Here is a 20,643-nt window from a genome sequence, read left to right on the forward strand (position 1 = left end):
ATAGCGTCTGACGAAATACTTGAAGCATCATGCATCACGTAACGCGTTGAAATCTCTGATTTCAGGCAGCGTTACGGGATTCAGGTTTTTCGCATGACGATCTAGGTCACGATCAACCGTGCATGCTGCCGGATCATCGGGGCAATGGCATGCAGATCGGCCCGCCGCAGGCCGATACAGCCCTCCGTCGGATAACCGGGCCTGCGCCACTGGTGGATAAAGATGGCAGAACCGCGCCCCGCAACCGCATCGGGCCAGTTCCAGCTGGTCAGGATCACCAGATCATAGAGCGGATCCGCGCGGCGCAGCACCTCGTGGCTGTGCGGGTAGGGCGCACGCACCATCCTGTTGTAATCCTTGGCCGCCGGATCGTCTGACCACAGGTCCCGCGGCCCGATCGGCACCGCCCAGTTCACCGGGCAGGACAACCTGTCGGGCCGATACAGCATCCCGACAATACGGTGGGTCCCTTTTGGGGTAGCGCCATCGCCCTCGCGCTTGTGTTCGGTCACACCACCCTTGCCGATGCTGCAGGGGTAAAGCCGCCCGTGAAACCGCAGGCCAACAGGGGTCAGGACCATGTCATCGCGGATCATCAGCGCGGAGGCAGATCGTCGAAACAGAGCTTGCCTTCGGCCACCACATGGAAGGGCTGCGCGTCTTTCATGAAGATCGCAAATTCCGCATCACCAAAGTCTGCCGCCGGATTGTCCAAGGTCCCCGCCTTGAGCACCAGATAATCCCGGCCCGGAATCCGCGTCAGGATATGCGTCCCGCAGGTGCCGCAGAACTGCCGTGTGCGCGCGCCTTCAAGGTCGTCGCGGATGAATTCGGCGGGTGTTCCCTTGGTAAAGGCAAAACCCTCAAGCGGCACTGCCATCGCGAAATTCGGCCCCCCGCCCGAGATATACTGACATTCCCTGCAATGGCATTGCAGCTTCCACACCGGAACGGCTGTCACCTCGTAGTGCAGCGCCCCGCAATAGCATCGGCCTTTCATGGCTGTCCTTTCCCTAAAGAAGATGCCCGGACTTTGCAGCCTTGGTCGCCAGATAACCAGCGTTATGGCGGTTTTCGCCAACCTTCAGCGGCACCCGTTCGGCCACGTCGATGCCCGAGGCTTCCATCATTTCGACCTTGCGGGGGTTGTTGGTCAGCAATCGCACCGCGGAAAAGCCCATGGACCTCAGAATATCCGCCCCCAGCCGAAAATCGCGCTCGTCGTCCTCGAACCCCAGCCGGTGATTCGCCTCGACAGTGTCAAACCCCTGATCCTGCAGGGAATAGGCCCGCATCTTGTTGGCCAGCCCGATGCCGCGTCCTTCCTGATTGAGATAGAGCAATATCCCCGTCCCTTCGGCCCCCATCTGCGCCAGCGCAGCACGCAGCTGCGGGCCGCAGTCGCATTTCAGACTGCCCATCAGGTCACCGGTGAAACAGGCGGAATGCAACCGCGCGAGAACCGGTTTGGTCCGGTCGGGGCGTCCGATCTCGATGGCATAATGCTCCTCGCCGCCATCCTCGGGGCGAAAGATATGCAACCGGCCCGCCTCTGACACTTCCATCGGCAGGCGCGCATTGACGACAGGATGCAAGGGGCTGCGTTCGGCCAGCGCGGGCGTCACCGCGGCAAGCTCAAGCGCCGTCAGGGAATGCCGTGCGGCAAACGCCCTGGCATCGGGCAGCGGCAGGACCAGGGCAGCGGGCAGAAGGCGCGCCGTCTTGCACAATTGCAGTGCGGCGCGATGGGCGGCCACATCACCGCCCCGCGCGCATTGCAGCGGGCCCTTCATCGGTGCGCGCAGATCGTCAGCGGGATCAGCCAGATTTTGCACCCAGACCGGTGTGGCGTCTTCCGGCAGAAGCACACGCGCCAGGTCCCCGTCATAGGCCCGCGCCTTGAGGGTCTGGGCCCGGCGCGCGGTAATCGCAAGAACCGGCTCTCCCCCCAGTGCCAGCACATCGGCCAGCCGCTGCGCGGTCAGGGTTTCTGCCGCCAGTACCAGAACAGGCTCTGCACCTTGCAGAACAATCGGGATACCCATGCGTAAATCCGCCCGCGCGCGGGCCAGTTGCTCGATAATGTCAGGGGCCAGGGCCATATTGTGTTACAACTCCGTAAGGCGATTGAAACTTAACTATGCCACATGGCCCGGAATTGAAACATTGCGGCGCTCTGCCACACGAGGCCGTGAAGCCTGCATCCCAAACCTTGCCGAACTCGTGTGCAAGGCACACCTGTAACAAAATAGTGTGGAGGTTAGAAATGGCCCAGCTCAAGAAAATCCTTCTCGTCGACGATGACGAGGACCTGCGCGAGGCGCTGAGTGAACAGTTGATCATGACCGAAGACTTTGACGTCTTCGAAGCAGGCAACGGCGCCGATGCCATGGCCCGTGCGAGGGAGGCGATCTACGATCTGGTCATCCTCGACGTCGGCCTGCCCGATACGGATGGCCGCGAACTCTGCCGGCTGATGCGCAAACAGGGGGTGAAAAGCCCGATCATGATGCTGACCGGGCACGATGGCGATGCAGATACCATCCTGGGTCTGGATGCCGGTGCCAACGATTATGTCGCGAAACCCTTCAAGTTTCCGGTCCTGCTGGCCCGCATCCGCGCGCAGCTGCGCCAGCACGAACAATCCGAAGATGCGGTGTTCCAGCTTGGCCCGTATACCTTCCGACCGGCGATGAAGATGCTGGTGACCGAAGACGACAAAAAGGTCCGCCTGACGGAAAAGGAAACCAACATCCTGAAGTTTCTCTACCGCTCGAACGATGGCGTTGTCCCGCGGGACGTCCTGCTGCACGAGGTCTGGGGCTATAATGCCGACGTGACCACCCACACGCTGGAAACCCATATTTACCGCCTGCGCCAGAAAATTGAACCAGATCCGTCAAATGCGCGCCTTCTTGTTACCGAATCCGGCGGGTACAGATTAATGAGCTGACCGCCGGAACCAAATCGGGATTTTGCGGTTACCCCTTGCGAGAGGCGGGGTTTTCATGACCCGCCCCTCGGTTTGAACCCCGAAGTTTGTGCCCGGGTATTGGCACATACCTCCCTGTTGGACTTGGCCGGGCTCCGTGCCCGGCCATTTTTTTGCGATCAAACACCGCAGGCGAATATGTCCGCCCGGGGGCCTTGATCCGGTGGCGCTCCCCCGGCCAAGCGGTTAACCTGCCCCTGGTCACTGACGGAGAACCCCATGCCATTCACCCTTGCCACCTGGAACATCAATTCGGTTCGTCTGAGAGAGGGCCTTGTCCTGAAGATGCTGGCCGAGCACGGGCCGGACGTCCTGTGTCTGCAGGAATGCAAAAGCCCGGTCGACCAGATCCCGACAGAGGCCTTCATACAGGCAGGCTATACCCACATGGTCGCGCGCGGGCAAAAGGGTTACAACGGCGTTGCCATCCTGTCCAAATTGCCGCTGCAAGATGCCGGGGACCGGGATTTCGCCGCCCTGGGCCATGCCCGCCACGTTGCCGCGCGGCTGGAAAACGGCACGACCATTCACAACTTCTATGTGCCCGCCGGCGGTGACAAACCCGACCGGACCATCAACGAGAAATTCGGCCAGAAACTGGATTACCTCGCGGAAATGCGGGACTGGTTTCATGGCGAAAAGCCGCAAAAGGCCATTCTCGTGGGCGACCTGAACATTGCCCCCCGCGAGGATGACGTATGGGATCACAAGAAACTCCTGAAGGTGGTCAGCCACACCCCGGTCGAGGTCGAGGCCCTGGGCGCCACCCAGGATGCGGGCGGCTGGGTGGACATCACCCGCCAGGACATTCCGCAGGGTAATCTCTACAGCTGGTGGTCCTACCGCTCCCCCGATTGGGATGCAGCAGACAAGGGCCGCCGCCTCGATCATGTCTGGGCCACACCGGATATTTCCAACGCCGCCCATTCCAGCCACATCCAGCGCGCCGTTCGGGGATGGGAGCAGCCCAGCGACCATGCCCCGGTTTTTGCCACCTTTGACCTTTGATTCGCGCGCCCAAGCGCTCATATAAGGTCAAATACTGCCACGCGAGGACAAGACCATGGAACTGAACCTGACCGCCAATGCCCCCGGTGCCGACCTGATCAAGGATGTCAGCGAAGCGACCTTCATGACCGACGTGGTCGAGGCCTCGCAGACAACCCCGGTGATCGTGGATTTCTGGGCCCCCTGGTGCGGCCCCTGCAAGACATTGGGCCCCCAGCTTGAGGCTGCGGTGACCGCCGCGAAAGGCGCGGTGAAGATGGCCAAGGTCAACGTGGACGAGGCGCAGATGATTGCGGGGCAGCTGCAGATCCAGTCGATCCCGACCGTCTATGCCTTTTTCAAGGGCCAGCCGATCGACGGTTTCCAGGGCGCCCTGCCGGAATCCGAGGTAAAGGCCTTTGTCGACAAGGTGATCAAGGCCGCCGGTGGTGCCGCACCGGGCGATGCCCTGGCCGAAGCGGTGGAAGCGGCAGAAGAGATGCTGGCCGAAGGCGCGGCAACAGATGCGGCACAGACCTTTGCCGCCATCCTGGGCGAAGATCCGCAACATGCCGGTGCCTATGGCGGCATGGTCCGTGCCCATATCGCCATGGGGGAACTGGACCAGGCAGAGGCGCTGCTGAACGGTGCCCCGATCGAGATTTCCAAAGCCCCGGAACTGGAGGCCGCTTTTGCCCAGCTCGAACTTGCGCGGCAGGCGCAAAACGCAGGGCCGGTTGCCGAACTGACCGCAACAGTGGAAGCGGAACCCGACAACCATCAGGCAAGGTTCGACCTGGCCCAGGCGCTCTATGCCAAGGGCGACGCCGAACAGGCGGTCAGCCAGCTTCTCGATCTGTTCCGCCGCGACCGCGAATGGAACGACGGTGCCGCGAAAACCCAGCTGTTCACCATCTTCGACGCGCTGAAACCCAATGATCCGGTGGTCCTGAACGGCCGCCGCAAACTGAGCTCGATGATATTTGCCTGATCTTGCCCGCGCGCTAAGTGCTAGGCCATGAAAAAGCAAACAGAGCTGCCAGATACCATTGCGGTCTTTCCACTGGCCGGGGCCTTGCTTCTCCCCCGTTCGCGGCTGCCCCTGCACATCTTCGAGCCGCGCTATCTGCAGATGGTTGCGGACGCGTTGAAAACCGATGGTCGGCTGATCGGGATGATCCAGCCCAATCTGGTGCCGGGTCGCGATGGGCCCGGTCTGCACAGCATCGGTTGCGCCGGGCGGATCACCCAGTTCTCCGAAACCGAGGATGGCCGCTATATGATCACGCTCAGCGGCGTCTCCCGCTTCCGCATCCTGCGCGAGGTCGAGGGTTTCTGCCCCTACCGCAGATGCGACGTGAAATGGGATGGCTTTGAACGCGACCTGGGCGGGGAAGAACAGGATACAAACTTCAGCCGCAAACCCCTCATGGAACTGCTGGGCCGCTACTTTGAAACCCGCGGCCTCTCAGCCGACTGGAACACGCTGAAAGAGGCGGAGGATGAATTGCTGATCAATTCGCTTTCGATGATGCTCGACTTCGACGCAGAGGATAAACAGGCCCTGCTAGAGGCGCCGTCGCTCCAGACCCGGCGCGAGACCCTGGTGACCCTGATCGAATACGCCATGCGCGGTGGCCATGACGAAGGATTGATGCAATGACCGACACCCCGACATTTGACCGCCGCATGCTGGATGCCCTGATCTGTCCGCGCAACCAGACAACGCTGGAATATGATGCGGAAAATCAGGAACTGATCTCAAGAGCCGCCGGTCTGGCCTATCCGATCCGCAACGGCATCCCGATCATGCTGATCGACGAAGCCCGCAAGCTGAGCTGACCCGCCTTCAGATCAAAACACCCGATTTACAGCGCCCAGATTACAGCGCCTTGCCCTGCATCAACCGTGGCAATTCTCCGGTCAGGCCGGCAGCCTCGCGGATGAAACCGCGCCGCAGGCCGGGCAATGCGTTCACGGCGGCCATCCCGATGTCGCGCGCCATGCGGATCACCGGGTTGTCGTTTGAAAACAGCCGGTTGAAACTGTCGGTCGCCAGCGCAAGCGTCGTATTGTCAAAACGGCGCCATTCCTGATAGCGCGCCAGCGCCGCGTCCGAACCCGGGTCCTCGCCGCGCCGCCGGGCGTCGGCAATCACCTCTGCCAATGCCGCGACATCCCGCAGACCCGCGTTCAGCCCCTGTCCGGCAATCGGATGCACCCCATGGGCCGCATCGCCCACCAGCGCGACGCGCGGCGCCACCATGTTCTGCGCCAGCGACAGGCTCAGCGGATAGGTATAGCGCGCCCCGGCCAGGCCGATCTCTCCCAGAAAATCGCCGATCCGGGGCCGCAACACCTCCAGATACCCCGCATCGGACAGCGCGTTGATCGCCTTGGCGGTCTCTGCCGTCTCGCTCCAGACGATGGAGGATCTGTTGCCGCTCAGCGGCAGGATGGCCAGCGGCCCGGAGGGCATGAACAGCTGATGCGCGATGCCGTTATGCGGTGCGGTATGGTCAAGCGCGCAAACCAGCGCGGTCTGGCCATAGGCCCATTCAACCCGCCCGATCCCGGCACGCCGCCCGGTGCCGGTGCCCCGGCCATCGGCCCCCACCGCCAGACGCGCCCGCAGCGTGCCGCCGCTGGCCAGCGTCAACGTGATCCCGGTGGCCTCCGCTCTCTGGCCAATTACGGTTTCGCCATTCATCTGGCAGATGCGTTTGTCACCCTTGACGGCATCCAGCAGATGCCGCCGCAGATGCCGGTCCTCCACCATATAGCCCATCGGGCCTTCCTCGATCTCGGCATGGTCGAAATGCATGAACATCGGTGACGGCGCTTCACCCGCGCGCCCATCCGTCACCTTGATCTCCAGCATGGGCTGGGCCCGATCCGCAATCCCCTGCCAGAGGCCAAGCGCCTCCAGCATCCGGGCAGAGGACAGCGCCAGCGCATAAGACCGCCCGTCAAATCCCGCATTCCTGCGGATCTTGACCTCAAGCGTGTCGATCAATGTCACCTGCAGCCCCGAACTGGCAAGCGCCAGCGCCAGGACCGGGCCGTTCAGGCCGCCACCGATGATGGCAATGTCGGTATCGAATTCCATGCCCCTTGATATGGCGGCTGCTCGGGGATTGTCCATGTGCGCTATGGTCGCTACCGTCGGCAAAAACAGGGGACCAAACATGCAAGACTGGCTGACCATGACCGCCGCGGATCTGGGGCGCGGCATCGGGGCAAATGAGATTGATCCGGTGGCCCTGTGCCAGACCTATCTGGACGCCATCGCAGCGCATCCCCTGCGGGACCGCATCTATGCCCGCGTCACCGCCGACCGTGCGCTGGCCGAGGCCCGCGCCGCCGCCGTCCGCGCCAAAGCGGGACAGCGGTTGTCCCCCCTCGACGGGGTGCCGATCTCCTGGAAAGACCTCTTCGACACCGCAGGCACCGAGACCGAGGCGGGCTCGAAGTTGCTGCAGGGGCGGGTGCCCGACCGCGATGCGGTCGTTCTCGCCAATGCGACTGCGGCGGGGCTGGTCTGCCTGGGCAAGACCCATATGAGCGAACTGGCCTTTTCGGGCCTGGGCCATAACCCCAGCACCGCCACGCCGCCCTGCGTCAACGACGAAGATGCCGTCTCCGGCGGATCCTCTTCGGGCGCTGCGGCTTCGGTGGCCTTCGGGCTGGCCGCCGCCGCCATCGGCTCCGACACCGGCGGATCGGTCCGGGTTCCCGCGGCCTGGAACGATCTGGTGGGCCTCAAGACAACCTCGGGCCGGCTCAGCCTCGAAGGTGTGGTTCCGCTGGCCCTGAAATTCGACACGGTTGGTCCGCTGTGCCGCTCGGTCGAGGATGCCTGCCTGCTGCTTGCCGCGCTGGAAGGGGAAAAACCCGCCGATCTGCGCCACAGCGAGCTGGAAGGGCGTCGTTTCGCGGTGCTGCGCACCGCCGCCATGGAGGATCTCCGCGAGGCACCGAAAGCGGCCTTTGAAGCGGCGATTGCCCGGCTGAAAAAAGCCGGAGCGGAGATCACCGAAATCGACATTCCCGAGGTGGCAGAGGCCATGCCGCTTAGCGGTTGTCTATATACGACAGAGGCTTACGGGCTCTGGCGCGACGTGATCGAAGCGAACCCCGACGCGATGTTCAGCGAAATTCTGGAGCGGTTCCGCCTTGGCAAAGGTTTTTCCGGCCCGGATTATGTGGCCGCCTGGGCAAAGCTGGATGCATTGCGCGCAGGCTATGACGCCGCCGTTGCGGGTTTCGACGCGGTGCTGCTGCCCACAGCCGCCCTGCTGCCGCCCTCGCTTGCGAAGCTGCAGGAAGATCACGACTATTATGTTTCCGAAAATCTCTTGACCCTGCGCAACACCCGCGTTGGCAACCTGATGGGGCTATGTGCCCTCACATTGCCAACGCATACTCCCTCTTGTGGTCTGATGCTGATGTGCCCCCCATATATGGAAGAACAGCTTCTGAGGCTTGGCGCGGCGGTCAGCGAAGCGCTGGTCTGAGATTGGCCTAAATACCACAACATGCTGTGCTTGCGCCGGTTTTTCTGGACGGCAGGCAGCACCTTGGGTACTTTGAAACAAACGGGGCGATAACGATCCCGATCCGAGGCAGTTGTAATGTTTTATCCTGAGCGGTTTTCGAACCTTCCGGCCCATGCGTGGCCGCGCCTGCGCGCCCTTTTGGACGTGCACGAAGGCGGCGGGCCCTTGATCCAGATGACAATCGGTGAGCCGAAACATGCTTTCCCGGCGTGGGTCACGGACAAGATTGTCGAAGCGGCGGAAGGGTTTAACAGCTATCCCCCGAACGATGGCTCGCCGCAGTTGCGCGCCTCCATCGCCGGCTGGATCAAGCGCCGCTATGGCGTGGACATGGACCCCGATACCGAGGTGATGGCGCTGAACGGCACCCGCGAGGGACTGTACAACGCGGTGATCGCACTCTGCCCCGAAACCAAAGGGGGCCAGAAACCCGCGATCCTGATGCCGAACCCCTTCTACCAAGTCTATATGATCGGGGCGATTTCCGGCAATTCCGACCCGATCATGGTCAATGCCACCGAAAAGACCGGGCAACTGCCCGATTTCCACGGCGTCGATCCCGCGATCCTGGAGCGGACCACGGCCTGTTACATTTGTTCGCCTGCCAACCCGCAGGGCGCAGTCGCATCGCGGGATTACTGGGCCAATCTGATCGAGCTGGCCGAGAAGTACGATTTCAAGATTTTCGCCGATGAATGCTACTCGGAGATCTACCGCGACACGCCACCCGTCGGCGCAATGCAGGTGGTCGAGGAACTGGGCGCCGACCGCAACCGCGTGGTGATCTTTCACTCGTTGTCGAAACGGTCGAACCTGCCCGGCCTGCGCTCCGGCTTTGTCGCATCCGGCCCCGAGACAATTCGCGAGGTCAAGCAGCTGCGCAACTATGCGGGCGCACCGCTGCCGCTGCCCCTGCAGGCCGCCGCCGCCGCGGTCTGGGACGACGAGACCCATGTGGTCGAGAACCGGGCGCTCTACCTTGAGAAATACCATATCGCGGACCGCATCCTGGGCAATGTGCCCGGCTATGCCAGCCCCGAGGCGGGCTTCTTCCTCTGGCTTCCGGTCGAGGATGACGAGGAGGCAGCCCTGAAACTGTGGAAAGAGACAGGCGTGAAGGTCCTGCCGGGCGGTTATCTGGCGCAGGACGTGGAAGGGGTGGAAAACCCCGGTAAAAAGTACATCCGGGTCGCCCTGGTGGCCCCCAAAGATGAAATGGCGCGCGGATTGGAACTGATCCGCGACTGCCTTTATCCGACTTGAGAACGAGGAACCGAGCAATGGCATATCAGACCCGTGGGCGTGACCCCCTGCTGGACAGCAACATGACCGAGGCGCTTGAAAAGCGTGGCAAGGAACTGTTGGGTCTGGCTCTGATCATGCTGGGCGTGATGGCCGCAATGATGATCGGCAGCTACACGCCGGACGATCCCAACTGGATGGTCTCCACCGATGCGCCGGTGCAGAACTGGATGGGCCGCATGGGGGCCTCCATCGCGGCACCGCTGTTCATGATCGTTGGCTGGGGCGCATGGGGTCTGGCCGCTATCCTGCTGTTCTGGGGGGGCCGCTTTGCATTGCATTGGGGGCAGGACCGGGCATTGGGCCGGTTGATCTTTGCACCGATTGCCGTGGCCCTTGGCTCGATCTACGCGGCGACCCTGGCACCGGGGCCGGAATGGCTCCAGACGCACAGCTTTGGCCTGGGTGGCCTGTTCGGCGATACCGTGATGGGCGCGATCCTGACAGTCCTGCCGATCGGATCGGCCTTCACCGTGAAATTCATGTCGGTCGTCATGGGGCTGGGTATCCTGGCGCTGGGCGCTTTCGTGCTCGGCTTCACCAGATCCGAACTGAACCGCATTGGCCGCTTCCTGCTGGTGGGGACAATCATGGCCTATGCCACGATGATGAACATCATGGGGCGTGGCGCATCCGGTGCCGTTCAGGCGGCCCAGACACTGCAGGCCCGCCAATCCGAGCGGCGCGAACGTCTGCGCATCGAGGCAGAAGAGAACGCGGCCTTCGCAGCGCAGCAGGAAGCCTCGGCTATTGCCGTCCAGCGCAACATGCCCCGCGCCGAACCCGTGCTGGAGGAATATGCGCAGGCCGAACCGGCCAAGACCAGCCTGCTGGGCCGCATGCCGGGCCTGATCAAACGCCCCGACCCGATGCCGGAACCCGAGCTGGTGGAAACCTATTCCGACGCCGTGGTGGAAGAGGAAGAACCGGGCAGCGACCGGATCCGCTCCAAGATCGCCGATGTGATCAAGAACCGCGTGCGCAGCACCACTGCGGTGCACACGCCGACAACCGCACCGCTGACCCGCGGGCGGGGCAGGGGGCCTGATCCGCTGGTGTTGAAAACCGCACCCGCCACACAATTGCCGCCCGAACCGCCCCTGACATCGCAGGCGGCACAGCTCGGCCGGGCAGAACCGCCCCTGACCGCGCCGCGCCTGTCGGTCCCTGGCGTCAGCGCCGCCTCCATGGCAGCCCCGGCACCGGTGGCAGAGGACGCGCATGCATATGCGCCGATGGACGACAGCTACGATACCTATGGCGATACATATGACGAAGCTGACATCGGGACTGCCGAGGCCCTGCCGCTGCAACAGGCCGCACCGGGCGCCCCTGCCATCCCCGTGGCCGAGCCGCGCCGCGCGGTGGTGCAGCAACCGGTCCGCAAGCCGGTGCAGCCCTCGAAACAGGCCCAGGCCGAAGCGCAGCCGACCCTGACCTTTGAAGACACCCATCCCGGTTTCGAACTGCCGCCGCTGAGCCTGCTGGAAAGCCCCGACACCGTTCAGCGCCTGCACCTCAGCGATGAGGCACTGGAAGAAAACGCCCGGATGCTGGAAACCGTGCTGGACGACTATGGCGTCAAGGGAGAGATCGTCGCGGTCCGCCCCGGCCCGGTGGTGACCATGTACGAGCTGGAACCCGCGCCGGGCCTCAAGGCAAGCCGCGTGATCGGTCTGGCAGACGACATTGCACGGTCAATGGCCGCGCTCTCCGCCCGGGTTTCCACTGTGCCGGGGCGCAGCGTGATCGGCATCGAACTGCCCAACGAGAGCCGCGAAAAAGTGGTCCTGCGGGAGATCCTCTCCAGCCGCGATTTCGGGGATGGCAATCAACGCCTGCCGCTGGCGCTGGGCAAGGACATCGGTGGTGATCCCATCGTGGCCAACCTCGCCAAGATGCCTCACCTGCTGATCGCGGGGACCACCGGTTCCGGTAAATCCGTGGCCATCAACACGATGATCCTGTCGCTGCTCTACAAGCTGACCCCGCAGGAATGCCGTCTGATCATGATCGACCCCAAGATGCTGGAACTTTCCGTCTATGACGGTATCCCGCATCTGCTGTCCCCCGTCGTCACCGACCCCAAGAAGGCCGTCGTTGCGCTGAAATGGACCGTGGGCGAAATGGAAGAACGCTATCGCAAGATGTCCAAGATGGGCGTGCGCAACATCGAGGGCTACAATGGCCGCGTGCGCGACGCGCTGGCCAAGGGCGAGCTGTTCAGCCGGACCGTTCAGACCGGATTTGACGAGGACACCGGAGAGCCGATCTTCGAGACCGAGGAAACCACACCGGTCGCGCTGCCCTATATCGTCGTCATCGTCGACGAGATGGCCGACCTGATGATGGTTGCCGGCAAGGAGATCGAGGCCTGCATCCAGCGTCTTGCACAGATGGCGCGGGCCTCCGGCATTCACCTGATCATGGCGACACAGCGGCCTTCCGTCGATGTCATCACCGGGACCATCAAGGCGAACTTCCCCACCCGGATCTCCTTCCAGGTGACGTCGAAGATCGACAGCCGGACGATCCTGGGCGAAATGGGGGCCGAACAGCTTCTGGGCATGGGCGACATGCTCTATATGGCCGGCGGGGCCAAGATCACCCGCTGCCACGGCCCCTTTGTCTCGGACGAGGAGGTCGAGGAAATCGTCAACCACCTCAAGCAGTTCGGTGAACCCGATTATGTCTCCGGCGTGGTACAAGGCCCGCCCGATGACAAGGAAAGCGACATCGACGCGGTGCTGGGGCTGAACACAGGCGGCAACACCGATGGCGAGGACGCGCTTTACGACACGGCCGTGCAGGTGGTGATCAAGGACCGCAAGTGTTCGACATCCTACATCCAGCGCAAGCTGGCCATCGGATACAACAAGGCCGCCCGCCTGGTGGAGCAGATGGAGGAGGAAGGTCTCGTCTCTCCTGCCAACCACGTGGGCAAACGCGAAATACTGGTGCCGGAACAGGGATAAGGCTTACCTCCTCTATGCCCTGTTTGCTACATGCGCCAACAGCCGCCGGAAACGCTCCGGCGGCTTTTTTTATAGCGTCAGACGCTATAACGATACCCGCTTTGATGGCCGGGGCTGACCGATGTGGCACCCAAAGCCCGGAACAAGCCGAAGGCGCCGGGCCATCGCCTGCCCGCCCCTCGGGTAGGCGATTTGGTGAGGCTGGGAGTGTCCCCGATGGGGCTCATCATGGTTGAGAGATAAAGTGCCATGAACATAAGCCAGCATCGCCTACCCCGGGCAGGCGACGGCCCGGCTTGCGCTTCGCGTCAGGCTGGTCTTCCATTGTGGAACACCCTACCCAAATCTGTATCACGTATCGACGAAGCAGTAGCGCACCAGAGCCGCCCCGGCGCTTCCGTCGGGATGTAAGCAGAAAACCGCGACCTGATATCGCATATCACCGGGTTCCGCCCTATCTCTGTTCCAACTGAACACACAGGAAGATCACAATGCGACTGATGAAACCCATCGTACTTGCACTTGCCCTGCTGAGCCCCGTTGCGGCTGCGGCGCAAAAACTGCCGCTGAACGACATATCGGCCTATCTGAACCAGCTGCAGACGGCCAAGGGCGATTTCACCCAGATCAATGACGACGGCTCGATCAGCACCGGCACCATCTATATCAAGCGGCCCGGCAAGGTGCGGTTCGAATACAACCCGCCCGACTCCGCAATGGTGGTGGCCGGGGCAAACACCGTGGTGATCTACGACAAGAAGTCGAACCAGCCCGCAGAAAGCTATCCGCTGTCGCGCACACCGCTGTCGATCATTCTGGCCAAAAAGGTGGATCTGGCCCGCGCCAATATGGTCACCGGCCATAGCTATGACGGCACCGCCACCGTGGTAACGGCACAGGATCCGGAAAACCCGCAATACGGCAACATCCAGCTGAAGTTCACCGGCAACCCGGTGGAACTGCGCCAATGGATCATCAATGATGGCAGCGGCTCTCTCACCACCGTGGTGCTGGGGGATTTGCAAACGGGCGTATCGCTGCCCAACAGCCTGTTCGACACCGGCCGTCCCGGCAGCACACCCAAAAGGTAGAAGGCAGCGGCCCCGGCATCAACCGGGGCCAATCACCTCACCGCAAGCGGCAACCCGCGATCTGCTGCTCATACATCAGCGAACGGGCCTCGACCTTGCCCGCCACGGCGACCAGCCAGGATTTGTTGTTGTAGGTGGCCCGCGCAAATCCCGTGTGGCCTTCGTGATAGGCCAGGTACTGATTGCGCGCGTCATGCAGGGCAATGCCGTTGCGGTCGCGGGTCTGGTTCATGTACCAGCCCATGAAATCGCTGGCGTCATTGATCCTGTCCCGCTTGGCCGACCGCCGGTTCTGCGCCTTGCGGTATTCCTCCCAGGTGGCATCAAGCGCCTGAGAATACCCGAAGGCGCTTGACTGCCGCCCCATCGGGATCACGCCCAGCACGTATTTGAACGGCGTGCGCGCGTCCGACACGAACTTGCTTTCCTGGTGGATGGTGGCCATCTGCACATGCACCGGCACACCCCATTTGCGTTCCACCTTGCGGAACGCCTTGTAGTATTCGGGGCGCTCTCTGAGAATTGTACAGGCGTTGTCCAGATCATTTGGCGCAGACGACTGCCCGCCCCCGCAGGAGGCGACCATCAGTACAATTATCATAGCGCGAAGAGTTTTGCTCATTTGCCTCTCGCTTGGTCGTTTTTTTATTTTGTCACAGCATACGCCATTTTGATGCCGGATCACATCAAAAATTTTACAGCAGAACCGCCAGCAAAAGCGGTAATGCGCCCACCGACATCAGTGTCGAAACCACGTCCGGACCGGCCACCGCCTGCGAATCGGCACCAACCGCGTGATGGCACGCTGGGTGACGAACCGGGGCAGGGGAATGGCGATACAACATGAACCGGAAACCCGATAGATGCGAGGTGCAACAGTTTGTTTCCTTTGCCGTTTCATGCGTGATTGGACAAATGCCCCTTGAACCGATTACTAACGAAGGGTAGGGGCTGCAATGTTATGCTACGCACGCGCGCGAAATATCATCTCGGGCAGATTGTCCGGCACAAGAAGCACCCGTTTCGCGGGGTGATTTTTGATGTCGACCCGGAATTTGCAAATACCGATGAATGGTATGAATCGATTCCCAAGGAAAACCGCCCGGTCAAGGATCAGCCCTTCTATCACCTGCTGGCGGAAAACGATCAAAGCTACTACGTGGCCTATGTGTCGGAACAGAACCTTGTCGCGGATTATTCAGGGGAGCCGGTGGACCATCCCGATATCCCCGACCTGTTCGGCCCCTTCACCGATGGATCCTATCCGCTGCATTTCCAGCTGAACTGACGGGCCGGAAACCTCCGGCGTTAACCAATAACTATTCCACATTAGCAAAATGTTGGGTTCTCCGCGGGGAACCTCGATGCCTGTTTTGCTCAACGATGGGCACCGCAGGCGCGCCACTGGCCGCCTGCGGCGGGCCGGTCAGTACCCCAGCGCGCATCCATCCTTGCGCGGGTCGCTGGCCCCTTCCAACATGCCATCCGGGCGCATCAGGATGGCCTGCGCACCGCCAAGGGCGACATCCGGAATTTCGACCGTGTGGCCCATGTCGCTCAGCTGCGCACGGATCGCATCGGGGTATCCCCGTTCCACCTTCAGCACCCCCTGATCGGAAAAGGCGCGCGGCGCGTCGATGGCGCTTTGCACATCCATGCCGAAATCCTGCAGATTCGAGGCAAAGCGCGCATGGCCACAGGGCTGATAGGCCCCGCCCATGACGCCAAAGGGCATGATCACCTTGCCATTCTCGCGGATCATGCCCGGAATGATGGTGTGCATCGGGCGCTTGCCGCCCTTCAGCTCGTTCGCATGGCCTTCCTCCAGGGTGAATCCGGCCCCCCGGTTCTGCAGCAGGATGCCGAATTTTTCCGATGCGATACCCGATCCGAAACCGTGGAAAATGGAATAGATCAGCGAGACCGTCATGCCGTCCCTGTCCACCACCGTGACATAGACGGTATCCTTGTGAACCTGTTCGGAGAGGGCAGCGGGCGAAGCCATCGCGCGCCTGGGGTCGATCAGCGCCGCCAGCCTCTGCGCGGTTTCACCCGACAGCATATGATCCAGCCGGGTGGTGTGATCCGGGTCCGCCAGGAAACGGTTCCGGGCATCATAGGCCAGCTTGGTCGCTTCGGCCTCTATGTGGATACGCTCGGCGCCAAAGGGGTCCATGCCTGCAATGTCGAACTGATCCAGAATGTTGAGCAGCAGCAGCGCCGTTGCACCCTGGCCGTTTGGCGGATGCTCGACCACTTCGATGCCCTTGTAGGGGCCTGCAACGGGAGTGGCCGGCGTCGCGGCAACCGCGGCAAAATCCTCGGGGCTGTGCAAGCCGCCCTGATCGTTCAGCGCGCGCAGCATGTCCTCGGCGATTTCGCCGGTGTAGAAGGCATCTCTGCCGTCTTTGGCGATGCGCCGCAGCACTTCGGCCTGACCGGGCGCGCGGAAATTCTGGCCCACCTGCGGCGCCTTGCCGTCGATCAGATAGTAATCCCGCGCCGCACCTTTCAGCTTTTCCGTCTCGCGCGCCCAGTCAAAGGCGACGCGCGGCGCGACCGGCACCCCGGCATCGGCATAGCGGATGGCAGGGGCGAGAAGCGCGTCCAGACCCGCGGTGCCGACAGTTTCCGACAGGTGGCAAAAGGTGTCGATCGCGCCGGGTATGGTCACCGCATCAGCCCCGTACAGCGGCACGGTGCTCTCCCCGCGTTGCCGCAGCTGCGCCGCATCGGCCTCCGCAGGTGCGCGCCCCGATCCGTTCAGCGCATGCACTTCGTTGCTGCCGGGCAGGGTGTAAAGAACAAAGCAATCCCCGCCGATCCCGGTCATCTGCGGTTCGCAGATGCCCAGCAGGACCCCGGCGGCAATCGCCGCATCCATCGCGTTGCCGCCACGCTCCAGCATCTCGACCGCCGTTTTGGCGGCCAGGGGGTGTGACGTGGCGCACAGGCCGTTGGCCGCAATGACAGGAGAACGTCCGGGCAGGTGAAAGTCGCGCATATGGTTTCCCAACATCAATGTTTCGCGGCAACCTAGCGCGTCGCTTCGGGACTGCCAATGTCGGGTGGGACTGATCGGGAAAGTACCTCGACGCCACGCACTGGGTGGGGGCAATTAAACGCAGCGCCGAGGGAAGCCATATGCAGCTACAAGGCGGAAAATGTCCTACAACGGTGGCGCGAATATGATCACAATAAGGCCTTTTGGCGGTCCGGGTCGTTCTCCCCTGGGTTGTCAGAGCTGCCACCGCCACCCGCCGGTTGCGGAAATGCCTGTGCAGGCGGGCGAAACCGGTTATCCCTGCAGGTTCAGGGCAATCGCCAGCCGCAGGTCCAGAAGGTTTTCCGCGCCGATGCGGCGGTAACACACATCCTTGGCAAGGTCGCGAATCAGGAACCAGCCAAAGCCGCCTTCGGGCAGGTCCTCGATCACGGGGCTGATCGGCTGCGCATTCCCCAGCGGCGGTTTGCCGTCGGGCATGGCCTCGCCCCGGTCGATGATCCGGAAATGCAGACCGTCCCCCCTGTGGTCGCCGCGCAGGGTGATCAGGTCATCCGGCGCCGGCTCCTGCTCCGCATATGCGTGTTCGACGATGTTGTTCAGCACCTCTGCCAGCACAAGTTCTACCGTTTGCAGCTCCTCCATATCCAGTTCCAGAGGGGCCAGCGCCTGACGCACCCCTGCCAAAGCCTCGCGGACAGCGGGCTTGCTGCTTTTGAAGCGGATATCGAAAGGAAAGGGCAGGGTTTCCGGCGACAGCGCCGTGGAACTGGTCATGGCCGCCTGCTCAGGCATGTTGACCGCTCAGCGCGGCGGCAAGTGTGGGGAAGATGGCAAAGACCGAATCCATCCGTGTCAGTTTGAACACCCGGTCAACCGGGGCTGTCATGCCCGCCAGGATCAGCGACCGGTCCGGGGCAAGGAATTTCATCGTTGCCACGATCGCGCCCAGACCGCTGGAATCGATGAAGGTGACGTCGCTCAGGTCCAGAATGATGTTTTCGCCCGCTCCCTGGGCGGCCTGGCGCATCGTCTCCTTGAAATCCAGCGCGACCGCGGCGTCGATCCGCTGTTCGCGCAAACCGACCACGCAGAAGTCAGCTTCTGTTTTGACGGAAACTTGCATAGACAGACCTCTAGACCCAACTGGTGAAGCCGTTAGATAGTGACCAAAGATTATCATTCGGTAACCAACGGCCGGGACAAACAGGAGAATGTGATGCGGAATGTCGTGATTTCTGGTGCGTCTCGCACCCCGATGGGCGGTTTTCAGGGGGCTTTCGCGGGCCTTACGGCGTCAGAGCTGGGGGGCCATGCCATCAGGGCCGCGCTGGAAAATGCCGGGCCCGCCGTGGTCCAGGAGGTGCTGATGGGCTGCGTCCTGCCCGCCGGACAGGGCCAGGCCCCCGCCCGCCAGGCCGGTTTCGCCGCCGGTCTGGGGCAGGACGTGCCCGCCACCACCCTGAACAAGATGTGCGGCTCGGGCATGAAGGCCGCGATGATCGCCTTTGACCAGATCGCGCTCGGCCATACCGATGTCATCGCAGCGGGCGGCATGGAAAGCATGACCAACGCGCCCTATGTGCTGCCAAAGATGCGCGGCGGCGCGCGGCTTGGCCATGGGGCGGTGATCGACCACATGTTTCTTGACGGTCTCGAAGACGCCTATGACAAGGGCCGCCTCATGGGCACTTTTGCCGAGGATTGTGCCGAAACCTATCAGTTCACCCGCGAACGTCAGGATGAATACGCTCTGGCCTCGCTGTCGCGTGCCATCGCGGCACAGGACAGCGGTGCGTTCAGCGATGAAATCGCCGTGGTCGAAGTGACCTCGCGCGGCGGCAGCACAAGCATTGCCGCCGATGAACAGCCCGCGCAGGCCCGACCGGACAAGATCCCGCAGCTGAAACCTGCCTTCCGTCAGGGCGGCACGGTGACGGCGGCCAATTCCTCGTCGATCTCTGACGGGGCCGCCGCGCTGATCCTCGCTTCGGAAGAAGCGGCCGAGGCGCAGGGGCTCAACATCCGCGCGCGTATCCTTGGCCATGCCAGCCACGCGCAGGAACCGGGTCTTTTCACCACCGCCCCGGTGCCCGCCGCGAAAAAGCTGCTGGAACGGATCGGCTGGAAGAAAGAGGACGTGGACCTGTGGGAGGTCAACGAGGCCTTTGCCGTCGTTCCCATGGCCTTCATGCATGAGATGGGGCTGGATCATGACATCGTGAACGTCAACGGCGGCGCCTGCGCGCTGGGCCATCCCATCGGTGCCTCCGGCGCGCGGATCATGGTCACGCTGCTGAACGCATTGGAAAAGCGCAACCTGCGCCGTGGCATTGCCGCGATCTGTATCGGTGGCGGCGAAGGCACTGCCATCGCCATCGAGCGCGTATGATTTCTTTTTACCATACATAATCTCGGGGGGCCGGGCGGCGGACAGCCCCCGGCGCTCCCGTTCAAGGAAACACCCCGTGCAAGTTGACTATGACACCCTGGCCAAGACCATCGCGGCGCTGACCGAAGGCGAGGACGATGCCGTTGCCCTGATGGCCACCGTCGCCTGCGAGGTCCATCACGCCGACGACCGCTTCGACTGGACTGGCTTCTACCGCGTCACCGCGCCGGAACTGCTCAAGATCGGGCCCTATCAGGGCGGCCATGGTTGCCTGGTGATTCCGTTCTCGCGCGGGGTCTGCGGGGCGGCCGCGCGGGAAGGCAGGGTGCAGCTGGTGCCGGATGTGGATGCTTTCCCGGGTCACATCGCCTGCGCCTCGACCACGCGGTCGGAACTGGTGCTGCCCGTCCGCGACGGCACCGGCACATTGATCGCGGTGTTCGACATCGACAGCGATCAGCCCGATGCCTTTTCGCACAAGGATGCCACCGCCCTTGGCGACATCTTGCAGTCGGTTTTCCAACAAGTGAAATAATACTGGAAAATTTCATTTCCCGGGTCTAGCGTGAAAATGGAGACGTAATTTTCACCCAGGGCATCATGCAGCACAGCGCGCCAGATTCACCCTTTTCGCTTGGAGCGGACCTGCGCGCCCTGCGCAAGAGCCGGGATCTGACCCTGACGGATCTGTCCAATGCCCTTGGCCGTTCCGTCGGCTGGCTCAGCCAGGTCGAACGGGGCATCTCTGAACCTTCGATCACCGATCTGCGCCATATCGCGGCCTGCCTGGGGGTTTCCGTCTCCATGTTGTTCCGCCATGCCGCAGCCCCGGCGCATGAGGCGGGCTATGTGGTGCGCCGCGGCGCGCGGCGGCCCATCGGCTCTGATGTGGCCGGGCTGGTGGAGGAGTTGCTCTCTCCCGACCTTACGGATGATTTTGAAGTCGTCCATTCCACCTTTCAGCCCCACAGCCGCATCAAGGCGCCGGTCAGCCGACCCACCCAGGAAGTCGGATACCTTGTGTCAGGCAGGCTGGAGATCGAGATCGAGGGCACAACCCATCTGCTGAACCCCGGCGACAGCTTTCGCATCCGCGGCGAGGCGTTCCGCTGGGCCAACCCTTTCGATGCCCCCGCTGTGGCGATCTGGGTCATCGCGCCGCCGGTGTATTAGGTTGATGGCATGAGCTTTGAAACCCGGATCCTAACTGCCCTTTTCCGGCTGGTGTTTGGCGCCAGACCGGGGGCAGTCTTCGACAGCCCGGTGCGCTGGATCATGGCGCTTTGTTTCATTCTGAACGGTGTCCTGCCGGGCACCGCCACCACCCCGACAAGGAGTTGA

22 protein-coding genes are annotated in these 20,643 nt (G+C 62.5%); 14 read left to right on the forward strand and 8 right to left on the reverse strand.

Features of this window, described 5'->3' with window-relative positions; all coding sequences use genetic code 11:
* Positions 1–101 precede the first annotated feature (101 nt).
* The 3 genes from O4H53_RS10045 to ribA are packed head-to-tail and all read right to left on the reverse strand — an operon-like array spanning position 102 to position 2,102.
* Entirely contained in the window at positions 102–596 is a 495-nt protein-coding gene (locus O4H53_RS10045) for a L,D-transpeptidase family protein (RefSeq protein WP_269363450.1), read from the reverse strand.
* Positions 596–1,000, reverse strand: coding sequence for a GFA family protein (locus tag O4H53_RS10050; RefSeq protein WP_269363452.1), 405 nt, complete (start codon positions 998–1,000; stop codon positions 596–598). The genes O4H53_RS10045 and O4H53_RS10050 overlap by 1 nt, the downstream gene beginning before the upstream one ends.
* 13 nt (positions 1,001–1,013) lie before the next feature.
* Entirely contained in the window at positions 1,014–2,102 is a 1,089-nt protein-coding gene (gene ribA / locus O4H53_RS10055) for a GTP cyclohydrolase II (RefSeq protein ID WP_269363453.1), read from the reverse strand.
* Between the two features lie 164 nt (positions 2,103–2,266).
* Between ribA and O4H53_RS10060 the strand changes: the two genes are divergently transcribed.
* From O4H53_RS10060 to O4H53_RS10080, 5 genes are all read left to right on the forward strand, one after another.
* Complete coding sequence (locus O4H53_RS10060) at positions 2,267–2,953, forward strand: response regulator transcription factor (RefSeq protein WP_269363454.1); 687 nt, start codon at positions 2,267–2,269, stop codon at positions 2,951–2,953.
* Between the two features lie 258 nt (positions 2,954–3,211).
* Positions 3,212–4,000 (forward strand): exodeoxyribonuclease III, encoded by a 789-nt coding sequence (locus O4H53_RS10065; RefSeq protein ID WP_269363455.1) that lies wholly within the window; start codon positions 3,212–3,214, stop codon positions 3,998–4,000.
* 55 nt (positions 4,001–4,055) lie between these two features.
* Complete coding sequence (locus O4H53_RS10070) at positions 4,056–4,970, forward strand: thioredoxin family protein (RefSeq protein ID WP_269363456.1); 915 nt, start codon at positions 4,056–4,058, stop codon at positions 4,968–4,970.
* A gap of 27 nt (positions 4,971–4,997) precedes the next feature.
* Positions 4,998–5,642: an LON peptidase substrate-binding domain-containing protein gene (locus O4H53_RS10075; RefSeq protein ID WP_269363457.1), complete on the forward strand. Its 645-nt coding sequence runs from the start codon at positions 4,998–5,000 to the stop codon at positions 5,640–5,642.
* Positions 5,639–5,821 carry a Trm112 family protein gene (locus O4H53_RS10080; RefSeq protein WP_114276106.1) on the forward strand — a complete coding sequence of 61 codons (183 nt, stop codon included), beginning with the start codon at positions 5,639–5,641 and terminating at the stop codon, positions 5,819–5,821. Before O4H53_RS10075 ends, O4H53_RS10080 begins: the two co-directional genes overlap by 4 nt.
* Positions 5,822–5,861: 40 nt before the next feature.
* Here the strand turns inward: O4H53_RS10080 and O4H53_RS10085 are convergent, their stop codons facing one another.
* Positions 5,862–7,088 carry an FAD-dependent monooxygenase gene (locus tag O4H53_RS10085; protein WP_269363458.1) on the reverse strand — a complete coding sequence of 409 codons (1,227 nt, stop codon included), beginning with the start codon at positions 7,086–7,088 and terminating at the stop codon, positions 5,862–5,864.
* 79 nt (positions 7,089–7,167) lie between these two features.
* On the opposite strand from O4H53_RS10085, the gene O4H53_RS10090 reads away from it, so the two are divergent.
* The 4 genes from O4H53_RS10090 to O4H53_RS10105 all read left to right on the forward strand — a co-directional run bounded on the left by O4H53_RS10090 (position 7,168) and on the right by O4H53_RS10105 (position 13,906).
* Positions 7,168–8,496: an amidase gene (locus tag O4H53_RS10090; protein WP_269363460.1), complete on the forward strand. Its 1,329-nt coding sequence runs from the start codon at positions 7,168–7,170 to the stop codon at positions 8,494–8,496.
* A 117-nt stretch (positions 8,497–8,613) separates the two neighbouring features.
* Positions 8,614–9,801, forward strand: a complete 1,188-nt coding sequence (locus O4H53_RS10095) for an aminotransferase class I/II-fold pyridoxal phosphate-dependent enzyme (protein WP_269363461.1) — start codon at positions 8,614–8,616, stop codon at positions 9,799–9,801.
* A gap of 17 nt (positions 9,802–9,818) precedes the next feature.
* Positions 9,819–12,815 carry a DNA translocase FtsK gene (locus tag O4H53_RS10100; protein WP_269363462.1) on the forward strand — a complete coding sequence of 999 codons (2,997 nt, stop codon included), beginning with the start codon at positions 9,819–9,821 and terminating at the stop codon, positions 12,813–12,815.
* Positions 12,816–13,306: 491 nt separating this feature from the next.
* Positions 13,307–13,906 carry a LolA family protein gene (locus tag O4H53_RS10105; protein ID WP_269363464.1) on the forward strand — a complete coding sequence of 200 codons (600 nt, stop codon included), beginning with the start codon at positions 13,307–13,309 and terminating at the stop codon, positions 13,904–13,906.
* Between the two features lie 37 nt (positions 13,907–13,943).
* Here the strand turns inward: O4H53_RS10105 and O4H53_RS10110 are convergent, their stop codons facing one another.
* Positions 13,944–14,528 (reverse strand): transglycosylase SLT domain-containing protein, encoded by a 585-nt coding sequence (locus O4H53_RS10110; protein WP_269363465.1) that lies wholly within the window; start codon positions 14,526–14,528, stop codon positions 13,944–13,946.
* 339 nt (positions 14,529–14,867) lie between these two features.
* Here O4H53_RS10110 and hspQ point away from each other — a divergent pair, with 339 nt between their 5' ends.
* Positions 14,868–15,194, forward strand: coding sequence for a heat shock protein HspQ (hspQ, locus tag O4H53_RS10115; protein WP_114276113.1), 327 nt, complete (start codon positions 14,868–14,870; stop codon positions 15,192–15,194).
* A 138-nt stretch (positions 15,195–15,332) separates the two neighbouring features.
* Here the strand turns inward: hspQ and O4H53_RS10120 are convergent, their stop codons facing one another.
* The 3 genes from O4H53_RS10120 to O4H53_RS10130 form a co-directional block, all read right to left on the reverse strand.
* Positions 15,333–16,910 carry a gamma-glutamyltransferase family protein gene (locus O4H53_RS10120; protein WP_269363467.1) on the reverse strand — a complete coding sequence of 526 codons (1,578 nt, stop codon included), beginning with the start codon at positions 16,908–16,910 and terminating at the stop codon, positions 15,333–15,335.
* 294 nt (positions 16,911–17,204) lie between these two features.
* A complete protein-coding gene (locus tag O4H53_RS10125) occupies positions 17,205–17,705 on the reverse strand; it encodes an ATP-binding protein (RefSeq protein WP_269363469.1) in 501 nt (166 codons plus the stop codon).
* Entirely contained in the window at positions 17,698–18,036 is a 339-nt protein-coding gene (locus O4H53_RS10130; protein ID WP_269363471.1) for an STAS domain-containing protein, read from the reverse strand. The genes O4H53_RS10125 and O4H53_RS10130 overlap by 8 nt, the downstream gene beginning before the upstream one ends.
* A 93-nt stretch (positions 18,037–18,129) precedes the next feature.
* Between O4H53_RS10130 and O4H53_RS10135 the strand changes: the two genes are divergently transcribed.
* The 4 genes from O4H53_RS10135 (at position 18,130) to O4H53_RS10150 (ending at position 20,643) form a co-directional block, all read left to right on the forward strand.
* The gene (locus O4H53_RS10135) at positions 18,130–19,302 is read left to right on the forward strand and encodes a thiolase family protein (RefSeq protein ID WP_269363473.1); all 1,173 of its coding nucleotides are present in this window, start codon (positions 18,130–18,132) and stop codon (positions 19,300–19,302) included.
* A gap of 76 nt (positions 19,303–19,378) precedes the next feature.
* On the forward strand, positions 19,379–19,837 hold the full coding sequence (locus O4H53_RS10140) for a GAF domain-containing protein (RefSeq protein ID WP_269363476.1): 459 nt from the start codon (positions 19,379–19,381) through the stop codon (positions 19,835–19,837).
* A gap of 65 nt (positions 19,838–19,902) precedes the next feature.
* Positions 19,903–20,475, forward strand: a complete 573-nt coding sequence (locus O4H53_RS10145; RefSeq protein ID WP_269363478.1) for a helix-turn-helix domain-containing protein — start codon at positions 19,903–19,905, stop codon at positions 20,473–20,475.
* A 9-nt stretch (positions 20,476–20,484) separates the two neighbouring features.
* Positions 20,485–20,643 (forward strand): hypothetical protein, encoded by a 159-nt coding sequence (locus O4H53_RS10150; protein WP_269363480.1) that lies wholly within the window; start codon positions 20,485–20,487, stop codon positions 20,641–20,643.

Source organism: Sulfitobacter sp. G21635-S1 (assembly GCF_027213915.1).
GTDB lineage: Bacteria > Pseudomonadota > Alphaproteobacteria > Rhodobacterales > Rhodobacteraceae > Sulfitobacter.